General features: G+C 45.6%; 19 protein-coding genes and 1 riboswitch. Of the genes, 11 read left to right on the top strand and 8 right to left on the bottom strand.

All coding sequences use genetic code 11. The features are described from left to right. Positions 1–16: 16 nt before the first annotated feature. The 3 genes from RG959_RS18620 to motA form a co-directional block, all read right to left on the bottom strand. On the bottom strand, positions 17–535 hold the full coding sequence (locus RG959_RS18620) for a type 1 glutamine amidotransferase domain-containing protein (protein WP_342798407.1): 519 nt from the start codon (positions 533–535) through the stop codon (positions 17–19). A 105-nt stretch (positions 536–640) separates the two neighbouring features. Next, positions 641–1,402: a flagellar motor protein MotB gene (gene motB, locus RG959_RS18615; RefSeq protein ID WP_342798406.1), complete on the bottom strand. Its 762-nt coding sequence runs from the start codon at positions 1,400–1,402 to the stop codon at positions 641–643. Then, positions 1,389–2,192, bottom strand: coding sequence for a flagellar motor stator protein MotA (gene motA, locus RG959_RS18610; protein WP_342798405.1), 804 nt, complete (start codon positions 2,190–2,192; stop codon positions 1,389–1,391). The genes motB and motA overlap by 14 nt, the downstream gene beginning before the upstream one ends. A gap of 206 nt (positions 2,193–2,398) precedes the next feature. On the opposite strand from motA, the gene RG959_RS18605 reads away from it, so the two are divergent. Continuing rightward, complete coding sequence (locus RG959_RS18605; protein ID WP_342798404.1) at positions 2,399–3,769, top strand: putative bifunctional diguanylate cyclase/phosphodiesterase; 1,371 nt, start codon at positions 2,399–2,401, stop codon at positions 3,767–3,769. 41 nt (positions 3,770–3,810) lie between these two features. Here the strand turns inward: RG959_RS18605 and hmpA are convergent, their stop codons facing one another. Next, positions 3,811–5,004, bottom strand: a complete 1,194-nt coding sequence (gene hmpA, locus RG959_RS18600; protein ID WP_342798403.1) for an NO-inducible flavohemoprotein — start codon at positions 5,002–5,004, stop codon at positions 3,811–3,813. Between the two features lie 166 nt (positions 5,005–5,170). On the opposite strand from hmpA, the gene RG959_RS18595 reads away from it, so the two are divergent. Together RG959_RS18595 and RG959_RS18590 are read left to right on the top strand one after the other, a co-directional pair. After that, positions 5,171–5,617 (top strand): RrF2 family transcriptional regulator, encoded by a 447-nt coding sequence (locus RG959_RS18595; RefSeq protein WP_242233797.1) that lies wholly within the window; start codon positions 5,171–5,173, stop codon positions 5,615–5,617. Positions 5,618–5,671: 54 nt separating this feature from the next. After that, on the top strand, positions 5,672–6,901 hold the full coding sequence (locus tag RG959_RS18590; RefSeq protein WP_342798402.1) for an aminopeptidase: 1,230 nt from the start codon (positions 5,672–5,674) through the stop codon (positions 6,899–6,901). Positions 6,902–6,939: 38 nt separating this feature from the next. Here RG959_RS18590 and gltC read toward each other — a convergent pair whose 3' ends face one another. Next, positions 6,940–7,845 (bottom strand): glutamate biosynthesis transcriptional regulator GltC, encoded by a 906-nt coding sequence (gene gltC, locus RG959_RS18585; protein ID WP_251271975.1) that lies wholly within the window; start codon positions 7,843–7,845, stop codon positions 6,940–6,942. Positions 7,846–7,974: 129 nt separating this feature from the next. On the opposite strand from gltC, the gene gltB reads away from it, so the two are divergent. After that, positions 7,975–12,567, top strand: a complete 4,593-nt coding sequence (gltB, locus tag RG959_RS18580) for a glutamate synthase large subunit (RefSeq protein ID WP_342798401.1) — start codon at positions 7,975–7,977, stop codon at positions 12,565–12,567. A 17-nt stretch (positions 12,568–12,584) separates the two neighbouring features. Next, a complete protein-coding gene (locus tag RG959_RS18575) occupies positions 12,585–14,063 on the top strand; it encodes a glutamate synthase subunit beta (protein ID WP_342798400.1) in 1,479 nt (492 codons plus the stop codon). Positions 14,064–14,192: 129 nt separating this feature from the next. Here RG959_RS18575 and RG959_RS18570 read toward each other — a convergent pair whose 3' ends face one another. Continuing rightward, positions 14,193–15,053 (bottom strand): LysR family transcriptional regulator, encoded by an 861-nt coding sequence (locus RG959_RS18570; RefSeq protein ID WP_242233802.1) that lies wholly within the window; start codon positions 15,051–15,053, stop codon positions 14,193–14,195. A gap of 235 nt (positions 15,054–15,288) precedes the next feature. After that, positions 15,289–16,242, bottom strand: a complete 954-nt coding sequence (gene argF / locus RG959_RS18565) for an ornithine carbamoyltransferase (protein WP_342798399.1) — start codon at positions 16,240–16,242, stop codon at positions 15,289–15,291. Positions 16,243–16,395: 153 nt separating this feature from the next. On the opposite strand from argF, the gene RG959_RS18560 reads away from it, so the two are divergent. Both RG959_RS18560 and mreBH read left to right on the top strand, forming a co-directional pair. Next, the gene (locus RG959_RS18560) at positions 16,396–16,899 is read left to right on the top strand and encodes an acyl-CoA thioesterase (protein WP_342798398.1); all 504 of its coding nucleotides are present in this window, start codon (positions 16,396–16,398) and stop codon (positions 16,897–16,899) included. Between the two features lie 194 nt (positions 16,900–17,093). Beyond that, positions 17,094–18,101, top strand: coding sequence for a rod-share determining protein MreBH (gene mreBH, locus RG959_RS18555; RefSeq protein ID WP_342798427.1), 1,008 nt, complete (start codon positions 17,094–17,096; stop codon positions 18,099–18,101). Positions 18,102–18,191: 90 nt separating this feature from the next. Here mreBH and RG959_RS18550 read toward each other — a convergent pair whose 3' ends face one another. After that, positions 18,192–19,262 (bottom strand): nitric oxide synthase oxygenase, encoded by a 1,071-nt coding sequence (locus tag RG959_RS18550; RefSeq protein WP_342798397.1) that lies wholly within the window; start codon positions 19,260–19,262, stop codon positions 18,192–18,194. A 119-nt stretch (positions 19,263–19,381) separates the two neighbouring features. On the opposite strand from RG959_RS18550, the gene RG959_RS18545 reads away from it, so the two are divergent. The 4 genes from RG959_RS18545 to metH all read left to right on the top strand — a co-directional run bounded on the left by RG959_RS18545 (position 19,382) and on the right by metH (position 25,856). Then, positions 19,382–19,657: an autorepressor SdpR family transcription factor gene (locus tag RG959_RS18545; RefSeq protein ID WP_342798396.1), complete on the top strand. Its 276-nt coding sequence runs from the start codon at positions 19,382–19,384 to the stop codon at positions 19,655–19,657. Then, positions 19,654–20,286: an SdpI family protein gene (locus RG959_RS18540; protein ID WP_342798395.1), complete on the top strand. Its 633-nt coding sequence runs from the start codon at positions 19,654–19,656 to the stop codon at positions 20,284–20,286. The genes RG959_RS18545 and RG959_RS18540 overlap by 4 nt, the downstream gene beginning before the upstream one ends. A gap of 88 nt (positions 20,287–20,374) precedes the next feature. Continuing rightward, positions 20,375–20,480: riboswitch (SAM riboswitch) on the top strand. Between the two features lie 92 nt (positions 20,481–20,572). After that, positions 20,573–22,432 (top strand): bifunctional homocysteine S-methyltransferase/methylenetetrahydrofolate reductase, encoded by a 1,860-nt coding sequence (locus tag RG959_RS18535; RefSeq protein ID WP_342798394.1) that lies wholly within the window; start codon positions 20,573–20,575, stop codon positions 22,430–22,432. Next, the gene (gene metH, locus RG959_RS18530; protein WP_342798393.1) at positions 22,413–25,856 is read left to right on the top strand and encodes a methionine synthase; all 3,444 of its coding nucleotides are present in this window, start codon (positions 22,413–22,415) and stop codon (positions 25,854–25,856) included. Before RG959_RS18535 ends, metH begins: the two co-directional genes overlap by 20 nt. The last annotated feature ends 124 nt before the right edge of the window (positions 25,857–25,980 follow it).

Below are 25,980 nucleotides of genomic sequence, written 5' to 3'. Positions count from 1 at the left end.
TAAGCGGCTTTTCTTTTTACGAGGACAATAATTTTAAAGATTCACGGTTAAATGCCGGAATGTCGTCTGGCTGGCGGCTTGTGACAAGCTGGTTTTGACAGACCACTACTTCCTTGTCCTGAACCTTTGCCCCGGCGTATTCCATATCAACTTGAATGGATTTGTACCCTGTCGCATCGCGTCCTTCAAGTGATTTCGCTGTGATCAGCAGCTGCGGTCCATGGCAAATCGCAAAAACAGGTTTTTTTGCGTCCATAAACTCTTTTGTAAATTGTACAAAGCGGTCATCTGCACGCAGCTGATCAGGGGAAAAACCGCCTGGCAGCAACAGGGCGTCGAAGTCGGAGGAATTGACTTCATCGATCCCTTTATCGATCGAAACGGATGCTTCGCCCTGTTTTCCTTTAACTGTTTTTCCTGCTCCTTTTTCAATTGTTACCAGTTCATGACCGGCTTCCTGGAATGCTTTAGCAGGTTCTGTGTATTCTACATCCTCAAACATGTCTGTAATAAGTACGGCAATTTTTTTACTCATAACGTGCTCCTTTCCGATTACACTAGTTCAAATGATTTACGTTTTAGATTTACCCTGCCCGATTTTCTTTAAACAAAAAAAACAGAAAGAGCGAGGCTCTTTCTGTTATTCTGCCGAAGAACTTACGGATTGCTCCGTTTCACCCTGCGGCAAAATTAAAATTTCGACGCGGCGGTTTTGAGCCCGTCCTTCAGCCGTATCGTTCGACGCGATCGGCTGGTATTCACCATAGCCTTTCGCACTGAAAAGCCGCGGATCAAGCTGGTTATTTTTTAAGATTTCCTTCATAAAGTTCACAGCCCGCATCGCACTCAGCTCCCAGTTCGAATCAAACTGAGCGGTTTTGATCGGCATATTGTCTGTGTGACCGCTGATAATAATGCTGCGCGGCGTATCCATGACAAGCAATTTTGAAATATCGCGAGCGCTTGCAAGCTGATCTGGCTGGATTTCTGCGTCACCGGAACTAAATAAAACATTATCCCGAATACGAAGCAGAAGCCCTTCGCCGTTAAGTGTTGTTTCTACTTTGTCCTCAAGGTTATTTTCTTTTATATAATCGGTCATTTTTTTCTGCATTTCCTTGAGCTCTTCTTTATCGGCTGCCTTTAAGTTTTCCTCTTGTTCTTCCGTTTCTGTCATCGATGGATCAGAAACGGGGCTTGGAAAATCAAGAACACCGCTGCCTCCTTCAAGCTCATTATTAAAAGCGGAGGCAATGGCTTGAAACTTTTGCACGTCCATGGAGCTGCTTGCAAACAAAACGATAAAAAGAGCGAGGAGGAGCGTCAGCAAGTCCGCATACGGGATGAGCCACGATTCATCTACATGATCTTCATGCTTTTTATGACGTTTACGCTTGGCCATCTCCTAATCCCCCTCCATCGGCATTTAATAGTTTTTTCTTTTCATCCGCAGGCAGGTAGGAAGCAAGCTTTTGTTCCAGAACGCGCGGCGCTTCTCCCTCTAGAATCGAAAGAATGCCTTCAATCATCATTTCTTTTGTTTTCGCTTCAAGTGATGATTTTCGCTTTAGCTTATTTGCAAATGGATGCCATAATACGTACCCTGTAAAAATACCAAGCAGCGTTGCCACGAATGCAGCGGAAATGGCATGACCGAGCGCATCTGTGTCGCTCATGTTGCCAAGCGCGGCAATCAAGCCGACTACTGCCCCCAGCACCCCAAGTGTCGGTGCGTACGTGCCCGCCTGTGTAAAAATAGCGGCACCCGCTGTATGGCGGTCTTCCATCGCGGCGATTTCTTCACTTAATACATCGCGGATATAATCTGCGCTCTGTCCATCTACTGCAAGGTTCATACCATTTTTTAAAAAGTCATCTTCAATATCGTTCATTTTTGTTTCGAGAGATAACAATCCTTCCTTACGGGCAAGCTCCGCCCAGCTTGTGAACAAGCCGATCACTTCCTGCGGAGTCATTCTTTTTTGGTCCTTAAATAAAATACCGAACAGTTTTGGCACTTTTTTCAATTCTGAACCAGGAAAAGCAATTGTCACAGCTGCCACTGTTCCAAGAATAATAATTAAAAACGCGGCCGGGTTAATTAAAACAGCGGGGCTTACTCCTTTGGCGACCATGCCGACTCCAACGGCAATAATAGCTAGAAGAATACCAACAAGAGATGTTTTATCCACAATACATTAGCTCCTTACTTCTATATACTTTTACCTTTATATCGGCAGCTTCAGTCATAGTTTACACGTTTCGACAAAGAAAAAGAATGATAGAACTGTTATACCCGTGTTCTTTTTTAGGCTAAACTTAATAAAACTTTAGCACCAGCTTTACATCCTTTTGCTAAACTAATCTCAATCAACTTATTTATATGAGGTTTTCACTTATGAATCTATCATTCTTTCTTTTCTTTGCGTTTGTCGTTATTTCACTCATTTTGTTTAGATTCCAGCGTAAAAAATATGCTTTTCACCGAAAGCGGACAGACTTATTAACAAACCTTCCAAACCGCCGCAGCCTCGAACAGTTTATCGAAGCTCGGACTACACCGCTCAATCTCCCAATTGCCGTTGTGGTCATTGATCTTGATAATTTCAATTGGATCAATGAAAAATACGGCTATGAAAGCGGCGACAGTGTTTTGGTTGAGTTTTCAGAGCGACTTGCGTTTTCCGCTCCTGCCCATAGTCTCGCTGCCCGTATTGAAGGAAATAAATTCGCGCTCGCTATACCCGGCACATACAGCCGCGAGGAAATTCAGACGATGCTTACTGACCAGTTTCTTTCCCTGCAAAGTCCCTTTTATATTTCCGGCGCTCCGGTTCATCTTACTTTTTCAGCAGGTGTTTCCCTGGCTCCCGAGGATGGAAGGAACGGCCACACGCTTTTGCTTCATGCTGAGCGGGCTCTGCGCCATGTAAAGCACCATGGAAAAAACAATCTTGTGCTGTATAATACCTCTTTTCAACGGCAGGACCTTGAACTTCAGCTGGCTATGAGCTTCCGAAGCGCTCTTCAAAACGGCGAATTTTTCTTGTGTTATCAGCCTAAATTGAGCATTCACAGTGGAAAGGCCGATTCTGTTGAAGCACTTATTCGCTGGAACAGCCCGGTTCACGGTACAGTATCACCCGCTTTATTTATTCCGGTTGCTGAAAAAAACGGATTTATCTTCGATTTAACAAAATGGATCTTACAGGAAGCCTGCCGTCAGATGAAAAAATGGTCGGAAACGAATCATACGTTTCAACGAGTGGCTGTTAATATTTCTGCACCGTTGTTTTTATCAGACCGGCTGCCGGAAATGATTCGTGATATTCTTCATGACTGTAAGCTGGATGCCCGGTTTCTTGAACTGGAAATAACGGAAACAGCAGTGATGGAAGACTTTCAAAATGCCTGCCGTATTATCACTCTGCTGAAAAAAGAAGGTATCACCATTTCACTGGACGATTTTGGAACAGGTGTTTCATCACTGACGCATTTGAAAAACCTTCCGATTGATACACTTAAAATCGACAAGTCTTTTATTAACGAAGTTCATACTTCGTTTGAAGACAAAGCACTTGTTGAAATGATTATTCAACTGGCAAACTTATTCGGGCTGTCCGTTACGGCAGAAGGTGTGGAAAAACAAGAGCAGCTGAACGTGCTGCTCAAGCTGGGCTGCGACTCCATTCAAGGTTATTTGATCAGCCGGCCTGAGCTTCCTGATGTTTTGGATGCTTATTTTACGGAAAAAAAATATGGCTCCTAAAAAAAGCCGCAGCCTCCACGTTGGAAGCTGCGGCTTTTTCATTATGCCCGCAAGGCCATTGCCGGCCCGAAAAATTCATATTTGATATTTTGCTCGTTAAAGCCAAGCTCGGTTAAATGACGAACGACAGCTTGCATAAACGGCACCGGACCGCATACGTAGCAGATGCTTTGCGGATCAAGAACATCTTGTAAAAAGCTTTTACTAATATAGCCGGTTACGTCACATACATCCGACTCATTTTTTTTCTCTTCATAAGCTACGTACATCTTTCCATTGGAAAGACGATTTATTTGTTCCGCCGCTTCTTCTTCAAATGCACGCGCCTCTTTGTTTCGTGCCGCTTGAATCAGAACCGTTTTCCGGTCTGGTTCATTTTGTGCAATCGAGCCAAGCATTGCCATCATCGGTGTGATCCCTACTCCGCCCGCAATAAGCGCCACAGGCTGTGTGCCTTGTTCTAAATAAAAATCACCGGCTGGCGCACTGACTTCCAATGTATCGCCTTCTTGCAGCTGGTCATGAAGGTAAACAGATACTTTTCCTTCCGGACTGTGATCGGCTTCCCGTTTGACAGAAATGCGGAAAGAATGGGACCCAGGTGCTTGTGACAAGCTGTATTGGCGGTTCACTAAAAACTCTTCTCCAGGGATGGAGGTCCGAATCGTAACATACTGTCCTGGCAGATAAGCCGGCACAGGCTCGCCGTCTTTTGCTTTTAAATAGAAGGAAGTAATCAATGAGCTTTCTTTTACTTTTCTTTGAATCACAAACTCTTTAAAATCCTTCCAGCCATGCTGCTCTGCTTGTTCATACATTTCTTTTTCTACATCGATAAATACTTGAGCAATAACCCCGTATGCTTCTGCCCATGCATTGATGATGTCGTCTGTCGCTGCTTCACCGAGCACGCCTTTGATCGCCTTTAGTAAATATTCCCCTACAATCGGATAATGCTCGGCCTTGATGGCAAGACTGCGATGCTTGTGGGCAATTTGTTTAACAGCCGGAAGCAGTACTTCAAGCTGATCAATGTACTTAGCTGCTGCATAAACCGTATTGGCCAAAGCCGTTTGCTGACGTCCTTTTGACTGGTTGGCATGATTAAAAATATTGAGCAGCTCGGGGTGAGCTTCAAACATCGTTCTATAGAAATAAGTTGTGATTTCAACACCATGTGTTTCTAAAATAGGAGCAGTTGATTTAACGATATCGATTGTTTTTTGTGATAGCACAATAATTCCCCCTGGGTCTTTTTAAAAGATACATTTTTAATACATCTTATTTATACGCCAGCTGCCCCTGAAAAACAATATTTAAAAAGTATGTTTAAAAAAACGTTCACAATTGCACAAATTTCTTCTTACATGACATAATAGACCTATAGGACAGGTGAGAACGATGAAACTAACTCTTTATACAGACTACTCGCTTCGCATGCTTGTTTTTCTGGGAGCAAAAGAAGAAGGAGAACTATCTAATATAAAAGAAATTGCCGATGCGTATAATATTTCAAAAAACCATTTAATGAAAGTGACGCATGAATTAGGCAAGCTTGGCTATATCGAAACAATCCGGGGGCGAAATGGCGGTATCCGCCTGGCAAAAAAACCCTCTGATATTAATATTGGTGAAGTTGTCCGGAAAACCGAGGATGATTTTCACATTGTTGAATGCTTTGTTGATCCCGGCCGCTGCTCGATCACTCCAATTTGCGGATTGCGCCACGTATTTGCAGAAGCACTGCAGGCCTTTCTTGCCGTACTGGATCGTTATACGCTAAATGACTTTTTAGCAGACAAAGATATGCTCCGTATCTTTTTGGAATCCGACGCTTCTATTATGTAAATAATCACCTTTTTTGATAAACTGTCTATATTACATAGGCAAAGGAGAATATCGATGAAAACTTTCGAGGAACAGCTCCAAAATTACGCGCAGCTTGCAGTTACAACCGGCGTAAATATTCAGCCAGGACAAACACTCGTTGTGCGTGCGGCTATTGATTCAGCACAGCTTGTCCGCTTAATCGTAGAAAAAGCTTACCAGGCAGGCGCCAAGCACGTATATGTGGACTGGAGCGATGACACGGTATCCAGATTAAAATACACGCTTGCACCGGAAGAGGCTTTTCATGAGTTTCCAGCATGGAACAAACAAATGATGGAATCACTTGCGGAAGAAGGCGCTGCTTTTATGTCGATCGTCTCGTCCGGACCGGACTTGTTAAAAGGCGTCGATGGAAAACGGATTGCGGCTTATCAGAAAGCGGCTGGCACAGCGATGAAAAAGTACCGTGAATACATTCAGTCAGACAAAGTGAGCTGGACGGTCATCGCAGCTCCTTCACAGGATTGGGCCGATAAAGTATTTGAGGATCTTCCACAGGAAGAACGGATTCCAGCCCTATGGGACGCCATTTTCAAAGCGGTACGCGCGGATCATGAGGATGCTGTTCAGTCCTGGAAAGATCATGATGCCCGCCTTGTAGAAAAAGTTACAGAGTTAAACAAGCAGCATTTTAAAACGCTTCATTATACTGCGCCCGGCACGGATTTAACGATTGATCTGCCAGATACGCACCTATGGGTCGGTGCCGGCAGTACAAATGAGCAGGGCCATAGCTTCATGGCGAATATGCCAACCGAAGAAGTTTTTACAGTCCCGGTTAAAACCGGTGTGAACGGATACGTAAAAGCAACAAAGCCGCTCAGCTATGCGGGTAATATTATCGATGGCTTTACAGTTACGTTTAAGGATGGACGAATTGTGGATGTATCGGCCGAGCAGGGTGAAGAAGTATTAAAACAGCTGATCGATACAGATGAAGGTTCGCATTATCTTGGAGAGGTGGCACTTGTCCCTCATGACTCCCCTATTTCCAATGCAGGCATCCTGTTTTTCAACACGCTTTTCGATGAAAATGCATCCAACCACCTGGCTATCGGCAGTGCATATGCATTTTGTATTGAAGGCGGCAAGGAAATGTCGCAGGAGGAGCTCGAGAAAAACGGTTTAAACACAAGCATCACTCACGTTGATTTTATGATCGGTTCTGCTGAAATGAATATTGATGGTATTAAAGCAGACGGCACGCGTGAAGCGGTTTTCCGCAACGGCAACTGGGCATAACGGCTAAAAAAAAGATCCCGAGGTTCTCGGGATCTTTTTTAAAAGCTAAATTCGTTTAACCGGTTGTAGTATTTAATCAAAAATTCATAAAACAGCTTTTCAGACGGCGGCAGCATCCTTGATTTCGTCATGATGACTCCTACAGTCCGGGTCACACGCGGCACGCTGACCGGAATACTGACAGTGCCTACCGGTGTTTGGTCAATCAGCAGTGTTTCCGGCAGGAGACTCACACCAAGCCCTGCTTCCACTAACCCTTTAATCGTGTAAATATCCTCACTTTCAAAAGCCACAGACGGTTCAAAATTTACTTTTCTGCATGCATCAAGCACAAGTGCCCGCATATCATATCCTGTACGAAACAAGACAAATTGATCGTCCATCAAGTCACGAAGATTAATCGATGACTGCTTAGCTAAGCGATGGTGAGTCGGAATAAGGGCTCTCATGTGCTCAGAGAAAAAAACATGTGTGTTGATTTCAGCCGTCGGCTCCGGAACAGGTGATACAAAGGCAAGATCGATTTCCCCCTTTTCCACGCGTTCACGCAGTTCCCGGTTGGAGCCTTGTTTAAAATCAAAGCCAACATCCGAGTATTGATTTCGAAAAGCAGAAATGACACGGGGCAATGTTTTTGTGGCTAAGGAATTCGGAAAACCAAGGCGGATTTTGCCGGCTTCCGGGTTTAAATAATCTTCAATTGCTTTTACTGCTTTATCCATCGCTTCCATCGCTACAAGAGCATGGTCGTAAAAAATACGCCCTGCATGGGTCAGGCGGACGCTGCGTCCTTCGCGCAAAAAAAGCTCAACGCCAAGTTCATCTTCAAGCTTGGCAATTTGGCGGCTGACAGCAGACTGCGCAACATGCAGATGAAAAGCGGCTTCAGTCATATGTTCCTGGCGCGCCACTTCCATGAAGTATTTCACTTGTCTCATTTCCATTTTCATCCACACTCCTGACTCATATCATTTTGAGATCAATAACTTATTAATAATATATTGATTGTATCATTTCTGAACCCTACAATAAACATAACAGAGAAAGATGATTTGAACGCGGAGGTGCACAACATGAATCTATACGGTTACCCAGAAAAACAGGGCTTATATGATCCAAAAAATGAACATGATGCCTGCGGTATCGGTTTTATTGCAAATATAAAAGGTCGTCCATCCCACAAAATTGTGCAGGATGGTATTCATATGCTTTGCCGTTTGGAACACCGCGGTGGAAACTTAAACGGAACAACTGGCGATGGTGCAGGAATTATGCTGCAAATCTGCGATGATTTTTTCCGTAAAGAGTGCGAAAATTTAAATATTACGTTACCTGCTCCATATGATTATGCAGTCGGTATGTTCTTTTTACCACAAAACGAAAAAGAACGTGAGCAAATTCAAGTAGAAACAGAATTAATTCTTCACGAAGAAGGCTTAAAATTGCTTGGCTGGCGTGACGTTCCGGTTAACCCGGAAGCAGCTGGACCAGAAGCGCTTGTGATCGCTCCCTATGTGATGCAGCTATTTGTCGAAAAAAGCAAAAAGCACGAAACAGAAAAAGATTTTGAACGTGCACTTTATGTAATGAGAAAACGTGTCGAAAATGAGATCGGAAATAACCCGGATGTAAAAGGCTCATTCTACATCCCAAGCTTTTCAACACGGACCATTATTTATAAAGGAATGCTGACGCCTGAACAAATCGATCAGTATTATGTTGATCTGGCAAAAGAAGACTATCAATCTGCTTTTTCCCTTGTTCACTCGCGTTTTAGTACAAATACATTCCCAAGCTGGGAACGTGCGCATCCGTACCGCTATTTAATTCACAACGGTGAAATTAATACAAACCGCGGAAATGTAAGCTGGATGCAGTCGCGTGAGAAAGCTGGCTATTCTAAACTGTTTGGTGATCAATACAAAGACCTTCTGCCAATTATCGATACAAACGGCAGTGACTCGGCAATGCTTGATAACGCCATCGAATTTTTAACACTTTCAGGCCGCTCCCTTCCGCATGCAGCTATGATGCTGATTCCGGAACCATGGGACCGCGATCCGCATATGGCAGATCCGAAGCTTGCTTTTTATGAATACCACAGCTGCTTAATGGAGCCATGGGACGGACCAACCTCTATTTCTTTCACAGATGGACGCAAAATCGGTACAATCCTTGACCGTAATGGCTTGCGCCCGGCTCGTTACTACGTAACAGATGACGATCATATCATCTACTCATCTGAAGTAGGTACGATTGAAGTAGATGAAAAACGCATCGTGAAAAAAGAAACAGTCAGCGCTGGTGAAATGCTGCTTGTTGATTTAGAGGAAGGACGCATTGTTTCTGACGAAGAAATCAAGCAGGAAATTACAACAGCAGAGCCTTACCGTGAATGGCTTGATCAAAACCTAGTGCACATTACAGACCTTGAAGATGCGTCTGGTGCAAAGGAAGAAGCTTTTACTGAAAAAGAAATGCTGAACCTTCATAAAGCATTCGGCTACACGTTCGATGAGCTGACAAAACAAATTGCGCCAATGGCGACAGAAAAAACCGATCCAATCGGTTCAATGGGTTATGACGCACCGCTTGCTGTTTTGTCTGAGCGTCCACAGCTTTTATACAACTATTTTAAACAGCTGTTCGCACAAGTAACGAACCCGCCAATCGATGCGATTCGTGAAGATAACGTTGTATCTATGATGACGCTTCTTGGCAATGAAGGAAACATTTTGGCTCCTTCAGCCGAAAACAGCCGTCGTATTCGCTTAGAAACACCGATTCTTGGCGAAAAAGAATGGAATAAAATCGTACACAATCAAAATCCTGCATTCCAAACAGCTACTCTTTCTCTTCTATTTAATACGAAAGAAAAAGTAGATTTGGCCGATACAATGACAGCTTTGTATAAACAGGCAGATGCAGCAATTGAAAGTGGCGCATCTATTCTGATCTTGTCAGACCGAGGCGTAACAAGCAAACAAGCAGCGGTCCCTGCCCTTCTTGCTGTGAGCGGTATTCATCAGCATTTAATCAAAAACGGACGCCGTACAAATGTCAGCCTTGTGCTTGATACAGCAGAAGCACGTGACGTACACCAATTCTGCTGCTTGATTGGCTACGGCGCAGATTCGATTTACCCATACCTTGCGATTGCTTCCCTCCGCTCAATGGTAGCAGACGGAACAATTCCAGGCATGACAACAGAAGAAGCTGAGAAAAACTACAACTACGCAGCAACAAGCGGCATCATTAAAGTAATGGCGAAAATGGGAATTTCCACCGTTCAAAGTTACCGCGGTGCACAAATTTTCGAAGCAGTCGGTATTGGACGCGAAGTAATCGAAACATACTTTACAGGCACGACAACAGCGCTAAGCGGTATTACGCTTGATGTGGTACTTCAAGAAACGCTTGTCCGCCATCACGACGCATTCGGTAAAGGTGAATTCACAGATCCGACTCTTGATTCAAGCGGTGAATTCCAATGGAGACGCACAGGTGAAAAACACGCCTTCAATCCAAAAACGATCCACATGCTCCAGCATGCGGCACGAACAAATAACTACGAGCTTTATAAAGAATACTCAGAGCTTGTAAACGAAGAAAATATTATGTTCCTTCGTGGATTGCTAGATTTAGATTTCACTGCCCGTCCATCGGTTCCGCTCGATGAAGTTGAACCACTTGAAAGTATCTTTAAACGCTTTAAGTCCGGTGCCATGTCTTATGGTTCTATTAGTAAAGAAGCCCATGAATCACTGGCTATTGCCTTGAACCGCCTGGGTGGAAAAAGCAACAGCGGTGAAGGCGGCGAGGATTCAGACCGCTATACACCAGATGCAAACGGAGATATCCGTTCAAGTTCGATTAAGCAGGTTGCTTCCGGCCGTTTCGGTGTGACAAGCGAGTACTTAAATACAGCATCTGAGATTCAAATCAAAATGGCCCAAGGCGCGAAGCCGGGTGAAGGCGGCCATCTGCCTGGTAAAAAGGTATATCCATGGATCGCGGAAACACGTGGTTCTACACCAGGTGTCGGCTTGATTTCTCCTCCTCCTCACCATGATATTTATTCAATTGAGGACTTGGCGCAGCTTATTTATGACTTAAAAAATGCGAACCATAAAGCGCGTATCAACGTGAAGCTGGTAGCCAAAACAGGTGTCGGTACAATTGCAGCCGGGGTTGCAAAAGGCTTGGCAGATGTTATTCTTGTCAGCGGCTACGAAGGCGGTACAGGTGCTTCGCCGAAAACAAGTATTAAGCATACCGGCCTTCCGTGGGAAATCGGCTTGGCTGAAACACACCAGACTCTTCTTATGAACGGTTTGCGTGAAAAAGTAACACTTGAAACAGACGGAAAGCTTATGAACGGCCGTGATGTAGTGATTGCTGCCCTTCTTGGTGCCGAGGAATTCGGTTTTGCAACAGCTCCACTTGTTGTTCTTGGCTGCGTGATGATGCGCGTATGCCATATGGATACATGCCCAGTTGGCGTTGCGACACAAAACCCGGCACTGCGTGAAAAATTCATGGGTGATGCCGACCATGTAGTGAACTACTTGACGTTCGTGGGACGCGAAATCCGTGAATTGATGGCTGAGCTAGGCTTCCGTACAATTGATGAAATGATTGGTCAAAAACAGGTATTAAAGCCGCATGCAAGAAAAGATCAGCATCCGAAAGCGAAATACTTGGATCTGTTCCCTCTTCTTTACATGACGCCGCTTAAGCCGGGCCAAAAACAATATAAAACAACAGATCAAGATTACAAGCTGGACCGTACGATTGACCGCCGTCTTCTATTAGACGCTGTTCGCCCAGCGCTTGAAAATAAAGAAGCCGTTGCGGCTGAATTTGATATTATCAATACCGATCGTGCGGCTGGTACGATTACCGGTTCCGCTGTAACACTCGCACACGGTGCGGAAGGTCTTCCAGACAATACCGTTCAATTTACATTCAACGGCTCGGCTGGACAAAGCTTTGGGGCTTTCCTTCCAAAAGGTTTGACGTTTACAGTGAATGGAGACGCGAACGATTACTTCGGTAAAGGTCTTTCAGGCGGACGCCTTGTTGTTCGTCCACACAGCGATGCAAACCTTGTACCGCATGAACACGCTATTTGCGGAAACGTAAACTTATACGGTGCAACAAGCGGTGAAGCGTTTATTAACGGCCGTGCCGGAACACGTTTTGCTGTTCGTAACAGCGGTGCCGATATTGTCGTTGAAGGCGTAACGGATCATGGCTGTGAGTACATGACAGGCGGACGCGTTGTGATTCTTGGTCCAACTGGCCGCAACTTTGCAGCTGGTATGTCCGGTGGTATTGCTTACCTGTACGCGCCAGAGCGTGATCGTGTTGAAAGCCGCGTCAACCGTGAAATGGTTCTGACAGAATCATTGGACGGCTTACAAGAAGAAAACGAATTAAAAACATTGATTACACGTCACCTGCAATGGACAGGCAGTCCGATTGCCGGTTCTATTCTTGAAAATTGGGAAACGGAGAAACACCACTTTATCCGTGTTATCCCTTACGAATACAAAGAAATGATGAAATCTATTTCTTACTATGAACAGCAAGGAATGAAAACGGCTGATGCGAAGTACGCAGCATTTACAGAGAAAAAAATGCCAGTCGTTGAGAACGCGTAAGAAAGGAGAATGAATTGATGGGGAAAGCTACCGGTTTTATCGAATATGAACGCAAAACAGCTCCAGGGCGCAACCCGGCTGAACGGGTAAAAGACTGGAGAGAATATACGACAAAGCTTCCGGAAAAAGAACTGCAAATTCAAGGAGCCCGCTGCATGGATTGCGGGACTCCTTTCTGCCACACTGGCCAGATGATCGGAGGTACACCGTCCGGATGTCCGCTTTACAATTTGATTCCAGAGTGGAATGACCTTGTATACCGCGGCCGCTGGAAAGAAGCGCTGGATCGTTTGCTGAAAACAAATAACTTCCCAGAGTTCACGGGCCGTGTCTGCCCTGCTCCGTGTGAGGGATCTTGTACAGTCGCGATTACAGATCCTGCCGTTGCCATTAAATCGATTGAAAAAGCGATTATCGACAAAGGATTTGAAGAAGGCTGGATTACACCAAATCCACCTAAACGCCGCACTGGCAAACGTGTAGCTGTTGTTGGTTCTGGTCCTGCCGGCCTTGCCGCAGCAGACCAGCTGAACAAAGCCGGCCATCTTGTAACTGTATTTGAGCGCGACGATCGTATCGGCGGCTTGCTTATGTACGGTATCCCTTCTATGAAACTTGAAAAAGAAACGGTTGAACGCCGCGTTAACCTGCTCAAAAATGAAGGTATTGAATTTGTTGTGAACACAACAATCGGTAAAGATATTACAAAAGAACAGCTGAAAGAAGAATACGATGCAGTGATTCTTTGTGCGGGCGCGCAAACACACCGTGACATTGTGATCGAAGGCCGTGATTCAGAAGGTATTTACCTTGCGATGGATTATTTAACAAGAAGCATTAAAGGCTTGTTGAATGAGTCTGAGGAAGGGGTAATCTCTGCAGAAGGCAAAAACGTCATCGTAATTGGCGGTGGTGATACAGGTGCTGACTGTGTGGCAACAGCGATTCGCCAGGGCGCTAAAAGCGTTGTTCAATTCGGCAAGCACGAAGCTCAGCCTGTGAGACGCACTAAAAACAACCCGTGGCCACAGTATCCAAATGTATTTGAATTGGATTATGCGTATGCAGAAGCAGCTGCTGTTTACGGTGAAGACCCACGTGAATATTTGATTGCGACAACAAAGTTTGTAGCGGATGAACATGGTAAATTAAAAGAACTTCATACGGTTCGTATGGAAAAAACGTATCTTGAAGATGGCAGCTATACAATGGAAGAAATTCCTGGCAGTGAGCAAGTGTGGCCTGTTGAGCTTGTGCTTGTAGCAATTGGCTTCAGCGGAACAGACATGCCGCTTGCTTCCCACTTCGGTGTAGATACAACAGCACGCAATACTGTGCTTGCAAAATACGGCAAATACACAACAAACGAAGAAGGCATTTTTGCGGCCGGCGATATGCGCCGTGGACAAAGCCTTGTTGTTTGGGCGATTCATGAAGGGCGCGAAGCTGCACGTGAAACAGATCGCTTCCTTATGGGTGAAACAAAGCTTCCTTAATCAGCTCTCCAAGCTGCCTCTTACCGAGAGGCAGCTTTTTCATATATTTACAAGAATGGAGGGCCTTCTTTACGCTGTCGCAGCGATCATATGAGCCGTACATGTGCATAAAAAAAGAACCAGCTCCCGCTAGTCCCGTCTTAAATAGTGTAAAAAGGTTTCTGCTGTTTTCGTCATAAAAGGGGCGTCTGGAATAATCGCATAAAAATTCCGCTCATAATACAAATTCCCGCCGCCTACAATCTTCAGCTTCTCAAGCTCCAGCTCATTTCGAATCGTCCATTCCGACAAAAGAGCCACTCCCAGTCCTGCTTCAACTGCTTCTTTAATAATCTGCGTGCTGCCAAATTCCAGAATCTTAGCCGGCCGAATGCCGTTTTTCGCGGCGAACCAGTCAAATGCTTCTCTTGTGCCAGACCCCTGCTCCCTGACAATCCATGTTTCTTCATTTAAATGAACACGTTTTTCACTGTTTTCTTTTTTTCCCTTGATCACGTACATTTTATCGGAGGCAATTTTTTCAGCAATCAGCTTGTCTGAAGCCACTGTTCCTTCCACAACGCCAAGGTCAATTTCATTATGAATGACCTTTTCAGCAATTTCCTGCGTGTTCCCAATCGTAATATAGGGATCAACAGAAGGAAACTTATTGAGGAAATCCGCTACAATGTGCGGCAAAATATATTCCCCGAACGAATAGCTTGCGCCAACGGCGAGCTTTCCCTTTACTTCACCGGCTAAATCCTCCACTGCCTGCTTCATCTTATCATTTAGCGTAGAGATTTCACCGCCGTAATAAGCAACAAGGCTGCCTGCTTTCGTCAAACGGATTTTTTTGTTCGTTCGGTCAATTAGTTTAATGCCAAGCTCTTCTTCAAATGACTTAATATACTGGCTTACAGCCGGCTGGGTGATAAACAGCTCTTCTGCTGCTCTTGAAAAGTTCATATGCTTTACTACAGTTAAAAAAACCTTTAATTTTTGTTCCATATCCGCCCACCATCATACGTGATTGCTTTTCACTTTTTATTAGCTGTTTCTATTTTAGCATGATTGGGAAGGAAAAAGGGAATTGAAGGCAAACAAAAAGCATCCAGGTGTCCTCCAATGACATCTGAATGCTTTGTTTTGTTTTAAAGGGATCAGCTATTCTCCAATAACAGCTGAAAGTAAGTATCTCGTTGCGTCCAGCCGTTCTCCGATAACCGCTGAACAAGAGATGTGTTTATTTTTTCATTAAGCTGTACAAAACTGCTTTTTGAGCATGCATGCGGTTTTCAGCTTGCTGGAACACGACAGACGCTTCTCCGTCCATCACGCCGGCAGACACTTCTTCCCCGCGATGCGCTGGCAGGCAATGCATAAACTTGCATTCTGGGTTCGCTTGGGCAAGAAGTGCTTCGTTCACCTGATACGGCGCAAAAGCTTCCAATCGAAGAGCAGACTCTTCTTCCTGGCCCATACTGGTCCAGACATCTGTGTAAATAAAATCGGCTCCCTGCACAGCTTCAGCCGGATCTTCTGTAAAGGTAACGACTGCGCCTGTTTGAGCGGCAATTTCCTTTGTTTTTTGAATGACTGTACTGTCTGCTTCGTACCCTTTCGGTGCTGCTAAAGCAAAGTCCATGCCCATCATTACAGCGCCAATCATTAGAGAGTGAGCAACGTTATTGCCGTCGCCGATATACACCATTTTGCCGCCTTTAAAGCTTCCTTTAAGCTCATATACCGTCAATAAATCAGCCAGTGCCTGGCATGGGTGGTATAAATCAGTCAGCCCGTTAATAACCGGAACCGATGCTGCTTCTGCCAGCTTTTCGATTCGGTCATGGCCGTGCGTACGGATCATAATCCCATCCAGGTATCCTGATAACACTTTACCCGTGTCTTCAATGGTTTCACCGCGGCCAATTTGCAGCTGGTCTGAGCTTAAAAACATGCCGTTGCCGCCAAGCTGAAGAATGGCTGCTTCAAATGAAACACGCGTTCTAGTGGAATTTTTCTCGAAAATCATACCGAGAATCTGTCCTTTTAAAGCATCAAAATAAGCTTCTTTTCGTTTTTTCATATCGTCAGCCAGAACGATCAATGCTTCTACTTCTTCTGCGCTGAAATCGAGAAGTTTTAAGAAATCTTTTCCTTTTAAATCGAGTTCTTTTACTTTTTCTATCGTGATCATAAAAGTCACCCCGACGTGCCGTCACCGTTGTTATATTTATATTTATACACCATATAGAATTAAAATACAACCTCTTTGCCGAATTTTTTTGCTTTTCTTTCTAAAAACTTTCTCTTCATGTATACTCTTTACTGAAGGAAAAGGTGATAAAGGATGAGAAAAAGAACACGAATGCAAGATACGATTACAGTAAAATCCGCTCAAGTATTTCCGCCGGATACGAACTATTACGGTACACTATTCGGTGGAAAATTAATGGCTCATATTGATGACGTAGCTTCTATTTCCGCAACACGCTTTGCACGCAATCCGACTGTCACTGCTTCTACAGACTCTGTTGACTTTATACGGCCAATAAAAGTAGGCGATACGGTTACACTGATGGCCATGGTTACGTATACAGGCCGTTCGAGTATGGAAGTTTTCGTCCGGGTAACCTCTGAAAATCTCATTACAGGTGACAAAGAAGTGGCGGCTCTTTCTTTTTTGACATTTGTCGCGATTGATCAAAACGGCAAGCCCGTGGAAGTCGGCGAGGTCATGCCGGAGACAGAAGAAGAAAAATGGCTGTTTGAAACAGCACCTGCCCGGGCCGCTCATCGGAAATCCAGAAAAGATCATAGTAAAGAACTAGCTGCCTTTTTTAAAAAGGTATGACCTTTGTCCCCTCTTTTTCGTAACAAAATTTAAGTTTTCGTAACAAGACCGCTCTTTCTCCCTTTAAGAGCGGCTTTTTTTGTTGTCATGACTGTAATATACAAAGATTCATCTTTTTGTCCCATGTACGGGTGTTTCCCTTCTTTCTTATAATGGGCGCAGGCGAAAAAATGCCGTTTGGAGGAATGGATACTATGTTGGGACAAGCTGAAATCGGTATTGATTTGGGCACAGCAAATTTGCTCGTTTACAGCAAAGACAAAGGCATCATTTTAAATGAACCTTCTGTTGTAGCCCTTGATATGGATACGAAAAAAGTACTTGCGGTTGGCGCGGACGCCAAAGAAATGATCGGAAAAACTCCCGGGCGGATTGCCGCAGTGCGCCCGATGAAAGATGGAGTAATTGCTGACTTTGATGTAACCTCTGAAATGTTAAAAGAATTGATGAAAAAAGCAGGAAAAGCGGCTGGATTCACGATCCGCAAGCCAACGGTTGTGGTGTGCACACCATCCGGCGCAACAGGTGTAGAACGCCGGGCGATTCAAGATGCCATTAAATCAAGCGGTGCCAAAACGGTGCACTTGATTGAAGAACCGGTCGCAGCCGCAATTGGTGCGGACCTTCCGGTAGAAGAACCAATTGCGAATTTGATTGTTGATATCGGCGGCGGGACAACAGAAGTAGCGATTATTTCGTACGGCGGTGTCGTTTCATGCAATTCAATCCGCCTTGCTGGTGATAAACTGGACGAAGACATCATTCAATATATTCGCAAGGAATATAATTTGTTAATTGGTGAACGAACAGCGGAAAAAGTAAAAATAGAAATTGGCTATGCGCCGGTTGAGCACAATGAACTTCATATGGAGGTGCGCGGCCGTGATCTTGTAACCGGCCTGCCAAAAACAGTACGTGTCAGCTCTTATGAGATTCAAAAAGCACTGCGTGAATCGCTTCTGGCTATCCTGGAAACGATCCGCGTTACGCTGGAATCTTCCCCTCCAGAGCTGAGCGGTGACATTGTCGACCGCGGCGTTGTGATCAGCGGCGGCGGCTCGCTTTTAAATGGCCTTCAAGAATGGCTGGCAGAAGAAATTATCGTGCCGGTTCATTTAGCGCCAAATCCGCTTGAATCTGTAGCGATTGGAACAGGACGCTCGCTTCATGTCCTCAAAAAATTACAAAAAGTAACGTCATAATCAAACAAAACAGGCTGCCGTTTTCGGCAGCCTGTTTTGTTTAAACATGTTGTTTCGGGTTCGGCCTATTCCGTACGAGCTGTCTATCCTTTATTGATAAGGAGCAGCCTGATAAAAAAAGTTTGGTGACAGACTCGTATTATCATAGGTCCGATGGAAGATATGGGTGGCAGCAGGAGATACGGGCGGAATGAGCCATGTCCAGTCTCCCGTTGCCCTTCTGCCGGCTGCTTCTTCGTTTTGTTCGAATATAAGGTGCTGTCTCGCTGCTGTATGGTGATCGACAATAGTGACCCCGGCTTGTTTAAACGAGTAAAGAACGGCAACATTCAGCTCTACAAGAGCCCGGTCTTTCCATAAAGAAGAAGCATACTGTGTGTCCAGGCCGATCATGTCTGCCACAGCTGACAGCCGGTTGTACCGGTTTTCATCGGCCAAATTACGCGCACCAATTTCAGTACCCATATACCAGCCGTTAAACGGCGCAGCTTGGTAGTCGATACCGCCAATCTCAAGCCGCATATCTGAAATGACCGGAACCGCGTACCATTTAAGCTTCAATTCTTTAAAAGCCGGAATGTCCGGATGGACAAGGTCCACTTCCACCCGGCATTTTTTCGGAACATCCTGCCAGACGGGAGGATTGCTGCCGATTTGGACGACCCAGGGCAGCAAATCAAAGTCACTTCCTTCTCCCCGCCAGCCGAGCGACTCACACTTTTCGGTCAGCGTGCGGGAATGTGGATCCCCAGCATGTTCATACCCCGCATAGCGAAGCAGCTGATGATTCCAAATTCGAATTTTTTGTTTCTGTTGATCCGGCCGGAAAATCGTAATAGCCGGCCGGATTTTACCGTCATTGTGAGCAAAAACAACATGCCACTCAAGTGCACTAAACACATCCAGCGCTGTTTCGGCAGTTCGTTCATCAAACACATGGAGCGTCTGCCAAAACAGCCGACCGATACAGCGGTTGCTGTTCCGCCATGCGAGTTTCGCTCCATATTCCAGTTCTTCAAAGGTATGTGTATATGTACCCGACTCTTCTATTTCACGGTAAACCTGCTCGAGCCTCGCTCTCGCTTCCTCACCCGGCCGGATTGTTTCCTGATAAAAATCGATAATAAATTTCTTTGCTTTCTGCCATTGTGTTTTGTTCATGCTCGATCCCTCTCTTTATCAAAATTATACCAGTATGCGGGCTTTATGACCTTGAACATTTCGTGTCATCCGGTTATAATTTAGATAATTAGACAATATTCTAAATAAGGAGGCTGTTCATGTCTGCCACTCTTGTATTTAAGGCTCTCTCTGACCCCACCCGGCGCTCTATTATCGAGCTGCTGAAAAAACAGGATATGACAGCCGGTGACATTGCAGAGCATTTTCAAATGACCAAACCGAGTATTTCCCACCACCTTCACACGCTGCAAAATGCCGGACTTGTTTTGTCTGAACGGAAGGGCCAGCACATTATTTATTCACTCAATACAACCGTTTTTCAGGATGTTGTTGCCTGGATGCTGACGGTATCTGGAAAGGAGAAAGAAAAATGAAAAATCGCTTCTTTTGGATGATCGTGTTACTTGCTTCTTTTGCCAGTATTGCTGCACTTCCCTACCTGCCAGATCAAATCGCAACACATTGGGGTCCCTCCGGAGAAGCCGATGGCTATTCTTCAAAATGGTTTGGCGCCCTTTTCGGTCCCGCGATGATTCTTTTGATTGGCGGCCTTTTTAAGTTTCTTCCCAAAATGGATCCGCGCCGGCAAAATTATGATAAGTTTCAAAGCAGCTATTCGATTATCGCCAATGCCTCACTGACGCTTATTTTCGTCATTCATCTCCTGTTGCTCACAAATGGGCTTGGCTATGAAGTGCATATGGATACCGCTGTTTCTCTTTTGATCGGCTCTCTTTTTATGATTATTGGAAATTACATGCCCCGTATGCGCCCCAGCTATTTTGTCGGCATCCGGACACCCTGGACGCTCGCAGACGACCGTATTTGGACTAAAACACACCGCACCGGCGGATGGCTGTTTGTCGCAGGCGGGCTTGTGCTGATAGCATCGGCTCTTTTGCCGGCTGCTGTGAAAATACCGACATTGATTGGTGTGGTCATTTTAATTATCTCTATCCCCTATCTACAATCATATCTTTTATTTAAGAAAAGCCATGATTAACCAATCCCTTTTAGCGAAAATTGCTCTTGACTGGATCGTATAGAGACGATATGATATTTTTAATTATTCTTGCAATTTTATAAACTCATTCTTATCAAGAGAAGCCGAGGGTACTGGCCCGATGACGCTTCAGCAACCAGCCGGTACGGTCAGGTGCTAAGTCCAGCAGACTGAAACGGTCTGGAAGATGAGAAGGAACGGACAACACATACATGTTGAAAAGCCTTCTTGCCATTTAGAAGGCTTTTTTTATTTTATTATTCAGTATAAGAGAGGATGCTGCGCCATGACACTGCTCGACAAGTTAAAAACAAGCGTGCTGACTGCCGATGGAGCGATGGGTACATTATTGTATTCTTATGGAATCGATTTTTGCTATGAAGAACTGAACACGGAAAAGCCGGAAGTCATTGAAAAAATCCACAGCGACTACATTCAAGCCGGAGCGGATGTTATTCAAACGAATACGTATGGCGCGAATGCTTTAAAGCTTTCCCGGTATGGAATGGAGAGCCGTGCACGTGAATTAAACGAAGCGGCGCTGCGTATCGCGAAACGGGCGGCGGCTCCGGGCGGTCAGTTTGTACTTGGCACAATCGGCGGCATTCGCGGCATCCGTAAAAGTACAGCGACCAACGATGAAATTCTCGCTTCTGTACGCGAGCAGGCTGAAAGCTTATTAGCCGGAGATCCAGACGGACTGCTGCTTGAAACATATTATGATTTTGAAGAATTGACCGCTACTGTAAAGCTTCTTCGTCAAATGAGCAATGTGCCGATCATTGCCCAAGTATCCATGCATGAGCCAGGTGTTCTGCAAAATGGACTGACTTTAAATAATGCTCTTTCTCAGCTTGAAGGCATCGGAGCGGACGTGGTCGGTGTCAACTGCCGTCTCGGTCCTTATCATACGATTCAGGCGTTTGAAGAAGTCACACTGCCAAGCAAAGCATTTCTTTCCGCTTATCCGAATGCGAGCCTGCTGGATGTAGAAGATGGCCGGATTGTTTATGAATCAGAAGCTGACTATTTCGGACGGGCGGCCGTTCTTCTTCGCAATGAAGGTGTCCGCTTAATTGGCGGCTGCTGCGGCACAACACCGAAGCATATTGAAGCGGCGAAAAAACGCCTTGCCGGCCTTCCTCCTTTGACGGAGAAAAAAGTACAAACGAAAAAACCCATTATTATTCAAGAAGCGGCACCGGCCACAGATGTCTCCATTTGTGAAAAAGCGAAAACAGAGCGCACCATTATCGTTGAGCTTGATACACCCAAAACACTTGTAGCGGACAAGTTCATCGAAGGTGCCAACGCACTTTATAAAACAGGCATTGATGCCGTGACGATGGCGGATAACTCTCTTGCTTCCCCACGCGTCAGCAACATGGCGATGGGTGCTACGCTAAAAATGAAGCATGATGTTCGTTCTCTCGTTCACATTACGTGCCGCGACCGCAATTTAATCGGCCTGCAGTCCCACTTGATGGGTCTCGATGCGCTCGGCCTTCATGATGTTCTCGCGATTACAGGCGATCCGACAAAGGTCGGCGACTTCCCTGGCGCGACCAGTGTGTATGATGTTTCAAGCCTAGAGCTTATTCAGCTCATTAAACAATTAAACGAAGGGATTTCTTTTTCTGGTAAACCGCTGAAAAAGAAAGCCAACTTCTCCGTTGCTGCGGCGTTTAACCCGAATGTCCGCGTACTGGACCGTGCTGTTAAGCGGATGGAGAAAAAAATCGAATGTGGTGCAGACTACTTTATTACACAGCCGGTGTTTACAAAAGAAAAAATTGTTGAAGTATATGAGGCAACGAAGCATTTATCAACACCGGTGTTTATCGGTATTATGCCGCTGACCAATATGCGGAACGCTGAATTTTTACATCACGAAGTACCGGGAATCAAGCTGTCGGATGAAACGCTTGAGCGTATGCGTGCCTGCGGCGAAGACCGCGAAGCGTCTGCAAAAGAAGGCGTTCAAATTGCCAAGGAATTGATTGAGACAGCAGCCGGCTTGTTTAACGGCTTGTACTTGATTACGCCATTTTTACGCTATGACATGTCGATTGAACTGATTCACTTTATAAAAGAACTTGATGCACAGAAAGAAAGCGGGGCTGTTTATGACCACACATCTTATTGAACAAGAACTAAAAAAACGCATCCTCCTCATTGATGGCGCAATGGGGACGATGCTTCAAAATGCGGATTTAACACCAGAGGACTTCGGCGGCGAAGAGTATGACGGCTGCAACGAAAATCTTGTCCTCACAAGACCGGACGTGATTGAGCGGATTCACCGTGAATATTTAGAAGCGGGCGCTGACATTATTGCGACGAATACGTTCGGAGGCACTCCGGTTGTATTAGATGAGTACGACCTCGGTGATCAAGCATATGAAATCAACCTGCGCGCCGTACAAATTGCCCGAAAAGCCGTAGACGAATTTTCTACACCGGACTGGCCCCGCTTTGTCGCCGGCGCAATAGGACCGACAACGAAAACATTGTCTGTCACCGGTGGTATTACCTTTGATGCGCTCGTTGATAACTTTGAGTTGCAGGCAAAAGCGCTGATTGAAGGCGGCGCGGATTTGATCTTAATGGAAACGAGCCAGGACATGCTGAATGTAAAAGCCGGTACACTTGGCATCCGCCGCGCTTTTGATGCAGCGGGCGTGGAGCTTCCGGTGATGATTTCGGGCACCATTGAGCCAATGGGCACGACGCTTGCCGGGCAGAATATTGAAGCCTTTTACATTTCAATCGAGCATATTAAGCCGCTCTCTGTCGGCTTAAACTGCGCCACTGGCCCTGAGTTTATGACCGATCATATTCGTTCTCTTTCGGACCTTGCGACAAGCTATGTAAGCTGTTACCCGAATGCCGGTCTTCCCGATGAGGAAGGTCGCTATCATGAATCACCAGACTCACTGGCGCAAAAATTGTCGGCTTTCGCCGATAAAGGCTGGCTGAATATCGTCGGCGGCTGCTGCGGTACAACGCCTGAACATATCCGGGTTATGCGGGAGGCGGTTAAGGATAAAGAGCCGCGCGTATCGCCTGAACATCCACACGGACATGCCGTTTCGGGTATTGAGCCGCTTTTATATGACGATTCTATGCGTCCCCTTTTCATTGGAGAGCGGACAAATGTAATCGGCTCACGTAAGTTCAAGCGGCTCATCGTCGAAGGAAAATTCGAGGAAGCTTCTGAAATTGCCCGGGCACAGGTGAAAGGCGGCGCCCATGTCATTGACATCTGTCTGGCTAACCCAGACCGTGAAGAGCTGGATGATATGAAAGCTTTTATGCAGGAAGTCGTCAAAAAAGTAAAAGTACCGCTTGTGATCGACTCAACCGATGAAAAAGTCATTGAAGAAGCGCTGAAATTTTCGCAGGGAAAAGCGATTATCAACTCGATTAATTTAGAGGATGGCGAAGAACGCTTTGACGCCGTTATGCCGCTTGTGAAGGCGTACGGGGCTGCTGTTGTCGTTGGAACGATTGACGAAGAAGGCATGGCTGTTACACGCGAACGCAAGCTGGAAATCGCCATTCGCTCTCATGATCTGCTTGTCGAGAAATGGGGGCTTGCGCCGGAAGACATTATTTTTGATCCGCTAGTATTCCCTGTCGGTACAGGTGATGAACAGTATATCGGCTCTGCTGTTGAAACCATTGAGGGGATCCGCCTGATTAAAGAACGGCTTCCGAAATGCCTAACCGTTCTTGGCGTAAGTAACGTGTCATTCGGCCTTCCTCCTGTCGGCCGTGAAGTGCTGAACGCCGTGTACCTGTACCACTGTACGCAGGCAGGCCTTGATTACGCGATTGTCAACACAGAAAAGCTCGAACGGTACGCCTCGATTCCAAAAGAAGAAATCAAGCTTGCCGATGATTTGCTGTTTACAACAACGGATGAAACGCTCGCCGTATTCACCGACTTTTACCGTGACAAGAAAAAAGAGAAAAAAGAAGAGGATATTCCCAAAACCGTGCCGGAGCGGTTAAGCTACTACGTAGTTGAAGGCACAAAAGAGGGTCTTCTGCCTGATCTTGAAGCAGCACGCGGCATGTACGATGATCCGCTTGATATTATTAACGGCCCGCTCATGGAAGGCATGGCTGAAGTCGGCCGGCTGTTTAACGACAATCAGCTGATTGTCGCCGAGGTCCTGCAAAGTGCGGAAGTCATGAAAGCATCCGTTGCTTACCTGGAACAGTTTATGGAGAAAAAAGAAGATGACAATGGAAAAGGCAAAGTCATTTTGGCTACCGTCAAAGGTGATGTGCATGACATCGGCAAAAACCTTGTCGATATTATTTTAAGCAACAACGGGTTTAAAGTGGTTGATGTCGGCATTAAAGTAACACCACAGGCATTGATTGACGTGATTCGTAAAGAAAAGCCGGATATGGTCGGCCTGTCAGGACTACTTGTTAAGTCCGCCCAGCAGATGGTGATTACTGCCCAGGATTTTAAATCAGCGGATATTGATGTCCCTATTTTAGTTGGCGGCGCCGCTCTGTCACGCCGGTTTACCGAAACAAAAATTTCCCCGGAATACAGCGGGCCGGTTTTGTATGCCAAAGATGCGATGGATGGGCTTGATATTGCCAACCGCCTGCAAAATGCTGAACAAAAAGTGACGCTTTTGCAGGAGCTTGAAGAGAAAAAAGAAAAACGAAAAGCGGTTGAAGCGTACCGCGACGAACGAAAAGAGCAGGCTGTTGCCGTCGCGCCGAAACCGGTAAAAACAGTCCGTGAAGACGTTCCTGTTTTTGTTCCTCGTGATACACGCCGCCGCGTGCTGAAGGATTATGCAATTTCACACTTAAAACCGTATGTGAACATGCAGACATTAATCGGCCATCACCTCGGCATGAAAGGCAATGTGAAAAAGCTGCTCGAAGAAAAAAATGAAAAAGCGATTCAACTTCATGAAACCGTGACAGGCTTTTTGAACGAGGGCACCTTAAAAACAGCAGCTGTGTATCAATTTTTCCCGGCCCAGTCTCAAGGTGATGATGTAATTGTTTATGACCCGGCGGATGCGAAAACAGAAATCGAACGATTCACTTTCCCGCGCCAGGAAAAAGAGCCGTTCCTCTGCCTGGCTGACTACGTAAAATCAGTCGAAAGCGGCGAAATGGATTACGTTGGCTTTTTCGTGGTAACAGCCGGCTTCGGTGTCCGGAATGCGGCCGTTAAGCTGCGCGAGGAAGGCAAGTTTTTAGACAGCCACGCCCTTCAGTCCACCGCGCTTGAGCTCGCAGAAGGCTTTGCCGAGCGTATTCACCAGGAAATGCGCGACCAATGGGGCTTCCCGGACCCTGTTGACTTTACGATGCGTGAACGATTCGCAGCCAAATACCAGGGCCAGCGTTTTTCATTCGGGTATCCAGCTTGTCCGAACCTTGAAGACCAAGAAAAACTGTTTGGCCTGATCCAGCCTGAAGAAATCGGTGTTCATTTAACGGAAGGCTTTATGATGGAGCCGGAAGCATCCGTTTCCGCCATTGTCTTTGCTCATCCGGATGCCCGTTATTTTAACGTTCATTAAAAGAACCTTTTACTTTAACCCGTAATAAGCTGACAGTCGATATACGTTATTGACCGTTAACCTTTTCTATTCAACGGCTTTAGATTGTAGACAAATAAAACCCTTTGCTCCTGATGCAAGGAGC

Source organism: Domibacillus sp. 8LH (genome assembly GCF_038806185.1).
GTDB lineage: Bacteria > Bacillota > Bacilli > Bacillales > Domibacillaceae > Domibacillus > Domibacillus indicus_A.
This window is presented reverse-complemented; position numbering and strand designations above follow the sequence as displayed.